Genomic DNA, 3,723 nt, shown 5'->3' with positions numbered 1-3,723 from the left:
GTTTCACGGTCACGCCCTGGTGGTCGCCCAACCGCTGGCTCAAGGCGCGGGGATTCCGGCGTTTCATGCAAAGCAACTGGGTGCGGCCACTGTTGTTCGTCGACGAATACTTGGCCCGCCGCTTTCAAACGGCCTATCCGGCGAACCCCATCTTCTTTCTGCCCGATCCCTGCCCCGACGATTTCGCCGGCGATCCGGGACAGGCGCGCGACGCCCTGGGCATTTCCGGGAAACAAACGGTGTTTCTCTTCTTTGGCGTGGGGGCGAAGCGCAAGGGCCTGCACCTGGCGGTCGAGGCGATGCTGCGGCTTGATCGGCCGGACACCCTCCTTTTGGTCGCCGGCCGGCAAAATCCGTCGGGAAAGGTGCGCGAGGGACTCGCGCGCTTACAGGCGCAGCAGCGCGCCCGGGTGATGGACCGTTATGTGTCAAGCAGCGAGGAGAAGTACTGTTTCCAGGCCAGCGATGTCGTTCTGCTGCCCTACCTGAACCATTTCGGCACCAGCGGCATTCTCTCGCGGGCCATGGCCACCGGTACCCCCGTGATCGCATCCGATGAACAGCTTCTCGGCCGGCTGGTCAAGGACAACGATCTGGGATGGCGTTTTCCCTCGGGCGATGTACCCGCCTGACCGGGTGCCTTTCCGCGGCAGCCCAAAGCGATGCCGACCGCAAAGGCCATTTCGCCGCCCAGGCGGCCCGCTATGCCCAGCGGTATTCGCGCCGGCGGTATCGTCAGGCGCTGTTGGAATCCCTTTCCGCAGCCTGAAGGGTCCTTTCGTAAACCGTGAGAATCTTGGCCCCCATGGCCGACAGGGTGTGCTCGCGCTGCACCTCGGCAAGGGCACTGGCCACCCTTTTGCGGGTCGCGTCGGGATTTTCGATGGTGTGCAAAAAAGCCTCGGACAGCCGAGCGGGATCCTCCGGGGGGACCAGAAGGCCGGTTTCGCCATGGCTGACGATATCCGGAATGCCACCCACATCCGTACCGATCACCGCGCACTGGGCAAACATGGCCTGCAGCATGGATTGGGGCACGCCTTCATACCGCAGACTGGTCAACACGAAGATGTCCATGGCGCGATAATAGGGCCACGGGTCGTCCCGATAGCCCAGCAGATGGATGCGGGTCTGAAGGCCGCGTTCGGCGACCTGCCGCGTCAGTTCAGTGAACAGATTCCCATCGCCGACGATGACCAGATGATGGTCGGGGATGCGGTCCTTGATGGCGGCAAAGGCATCGATCAGCACCGGCACGCCCTTGCTTCCGGTAATCCGCCCGACAAAACCGATAAACCGCTGATGGTCATCGAGGCCGAGTTCCTCCGCCAGCCGGATCCGGGCAACATCCCGATCCAGCAGATCCGCGGGGCAGTCGATACCGCTGGGCACGGTTTTGATCCGTTCCTCGGGAACGCCCAGATCCCGATGGATCTGCCGGCTGACACACGCGGCGGTGGTAAAGACCACATCGCTCAATCGCCGGTAGAGCAGCCGGTTGTGCCACGAGTTGCCCACCGGCGGCGTGCTGTGGCGCGTTCGGATCACGCACGGAATGGACAGTCCCCAGGCGGCCACCAGCCCGACCTTGCTGTCGGTGTTGCCGTGGGTGTTGAGAACGTCCGGACGCACCTGGCGGAGAATCGCGCGCAGCCGGAAGATGTCGTTGACCATCGCCCATTTTTTAAAATCCAGGGCATGGGTCTCCCAGCCTGCTCACATGCCTTTTGGTACAAAACGGACGAACCGGGGGCCACGATGATAATTTGATGCCCCTTGGCCTGCATCCAGCGGGCCTCGTTAAAGGTGCGCCGCTCCTGACCGCCCCATTGGCGGTGGCTCTCCGCGTGCAGGATCTTGAATCGCGTTTTCATCGCGCGCCCCCATCGCCGAATCCGTCCACACAGGCGATCCAGCGGCCATCGGCCAAAAGGTGGGGATCGACGGTGTGCATGCCCGATCGGTTCCACCCCGCCCCGCTGGCCTGCAGCACGGGCTGCGGACATTTTTCCTCGCGATAGGTTTTCCGCGTCAACTCGCTGATGCTGAAGCCCCACACCTTGTCGCCATAGTGATGATAACAATCCTGGGCAAAGCGGATCAGCTGGCCGTCATGGGTCACCACCCGGCCGCCGGGCCGGGCGATGGACGGATTTTTACGGATGAGCGGGCTTCTGGGGTGTTCTTTCCAGGGTCCGCCAAGCTCCGCGGCGCCGAACAATCGCAGGGTGGTGTTCCCCGAGTCGGTAAACAGCCACCACCTGTCGTCATGCCGGAAAATCGATGTGTCGGCGAAGCGCCGGCCGGCGAGCAACGTCTTCGCATGCGCCCAGCGCAGCGGAAAATCGGTCGCCCGATAGAGATGGACGGACCGGTCGGCCCGGGTTTCCGGAATCATGAAGTAGTCGTCGCCATGCTTGAACACATAGGGATAGGAAAGGTGGTACGGCGCCTCCAGGACGATGCCGACGTAGGTCCAGGCAAACCCGTCCGGGCTGCTGGCCAGGCCGATCTTGCCGATGTTGCCTCCGGGCGAATCATGTCGACCTCGAAAAAAAGGTACCAAGTCTCCCCTTCGTGGACCATGAAAGGATCGGCCACGAAATTGGCCTGGCCATCGGTCACGTCGGCGGCACGGATCACCGGATTCGAAGCGCTGTCATCGGCCGACAGGTCAAACGGCGAGGTACCGGTAAAGATGCCGATGGACCATTTACCATGGACTTTCTCCCGGCGCGGCCGATTGGATTTGAACACGAGACCTTTCAGGCGGCTTAGGAAAGCTTGCATAATCGCCGCTCCCTGAGTTTGGCGTATTTCATGAACGAGCCCCCGGCATTGGTCAGCGAGATGACGAATCCGTCAAATCCCTCGAGCACCCCCAGTTCCAACACATAGGAGCGGAAAAACATCCAGAGCCCGTGCAAAATGGGCGACCACCAGGCGGCCTGGCGACCGTCGGCTTCCATTTGCCGGGCGGCCAGGGTCGAGTAGTTCTGCATCTTCTCGATCAGGTCCGCATAGGTGGGAAAGCTGTAGTGCTCCAGAATGGCGTCGAGCCGCTCCACGGGACCGTCGCAGATCCATTGTTCATGGACCATGTCGTCGCTGAAGCGTCCCTGTCGCCGGTCGACCAGCCGCAACACGCGATCCGGCCACCAGCCGCAGCGCTTGAACCAGCGGCCGTGGAAAATGTTGCGCCGTAAAAATCCGTAAGCGGCCGCGGGCGGCGCCGATTCATCGATCAGGCGCCGGATGCGGTCACCGGTCTCCGGAGGAACCCGCTCGTCGGCATCCAGAATCAGCACCCAGTCATGGGTGCAGGCATCCACGGCGAACTGTTTTTGCCGGCCATAACCCATCCAGGCCATAGAAAGGGTCCGGCAGCCGTGGGCCTCGGCAATGGCCAGGGTATCGTCCCGGCTGCGGTCATCCACCACGACCACCACCTCGTCGGCAAATCCGAGGCTGTCAAGACAGGCCCCGATACGGCCGGCTTCGTCCTTGGCCACGATGGCCACCGAAACCGCTCGCCCATGGGCATCAGTGTTCATCGGACGCCATGCCTTCCGGCGGACACGCCAGAACCGCCGCCACCGCTTCGGCCACCTGGGCAACGGAAATATCGCGCATGCAGCGGCACTGATGGACGTCGCAATGCCGCTTGAAACAGGGACTGCAGGGCGGCGCGGTGCGGATGACCCGGTGCCCCGCGCCAAAAGG

The 3,723-nt window shown here is 62.7% G+C and carries 6 protein-coding genes and 1 pseudogene; 2 read left to right on the top strand and 5 right to left on the bottom strand.

Annotated elements, in window-relative coordinates; translation table 11 throughout:
- Positions 1-632: glycosyltransferase family 4 protein (locus JCM12296_RS33295; RefSeq protein ID WP_157068143.1), on the top strand; the 632-nt coding region annotated here is incomplete at its 5' end.
- The gene (locus JCM12296_RS39410) at positions 599-769 is read left to right on the top strand and encodes a hypothetical protein (RefSeq protein WP_157068142.1); all 171 of its coding nucleotides are present in this window, start codon (positions 599-601) and stop codon (positions 767-769) included. The genes JCM12296_RS33295 and JCM12296_RS39410, both read left to right, overlap by 34 nt.
- Here the strand turns inward: JCM12296_RS39410 and JCM12296_RS33290 are convergent.
- From JCM12296_RS33290 to JCM12296_RS40670, 5 genes and pseudogenes are all read right to left on the bottom strand, one after another.
- Positions 736-1,674: a glycosyltransferase gene (locus JCM12296_RS33290; RefSeq protein WP_054702221.1), complete on the bottom strand. Its 939-nt coding sequence runs from the start codon at positions 1,672-1,674 to the stop codon at positions 736-738. The genes JCM12296_RS39410 and JCM12296_RS33290 overlap by 34 nt on opposite strands.
- 196 nt (positions 1,675-1,870) lie before the next feature.
- The gene (locus JCM12296_RS33285; protein WP_054702219.1) at positions 1,871-2,566 is read right to left on the bottom strand and encodes a glucosamine inositolphosphorylceramide transferase family protein; all 696 of its coding nucleotides are present in this window, start codon (positions 2,564-2,566) and stop codon (positions 1,871-1,873) included.
- Positions 2,567-2,604: 38 nt separating this feature from the next.
- Positions 2,605-2,790 (bottom strand): annotated as a pseudogene (locus JCM12296_RS51180) (hypothetical protein); the annotation flags it as partial.
- Positions 2,775-3,554: a glycosyltransferase family 2 protein gene (locus JCM12296_RS33275; protein ID WP_054702213.1), complete on the bottom strand. Its 780-nt coding sequence runs from the start codon at positions 3,552-3,554 to the stop codon at positions 2,775-2,777. The gene JCM12296_RS33275 and the pseudogene JCM12296_RS51180, both read right to left, overlap by 16 nt.
- A partial coding sequence (locus JCM12296_RS40670; RefSeq protein WP_422699211.1) for a glycosyltransferase family 9 protein occupies positions 3,544-3,723 on the bottom strand: 180 nt, incomplete at its 5' end. The genes JCM12296_RS40670 and JCM12296_RS33275, both read right to left, overlap by 11 nt.

Origin of the sequence: Desulfosarcina cetonica JCM 12296 (genome assembly GCF_001311845.1) — a bacterium.
GTDB lineage: Bacteria > Desulfobacterota > Desulfobacteria > Desulfobacterales > Desulfosarcinaceae > Desulfosarcina > Desulfosarcina cetonica.
This window is presented reverse-complemented; position numbering and strand designations above follow the sequence as displayed.

What these genes read in the sequence shown, in the direction of transcription:
- JCM12296_RS39410 (WP_157068142.1), top strand. Translation starts at nt 599, where the DNA reads ATGGCGTTTTCCCTCGGGCGATGTACCCGCCTGACCGGGTGCCTTTCC.
- JCM12296_RS33290 (WP_054702221.1), bottom strand. Translation starts at nt 1,674, where the DNA reads ATGGTCAACGACATCTTCCGGCTGCGCGCGATTCTCCGCCAGGTGCGT.
- JCM12296_RS33275 (WP_054702213.1), bottom strand. Translation starts at nt 3,554, where the DNA reads ATGAACACTGATGCCCATGGGCGAGCGGTTTCGGTGGCCATCGTGGCC.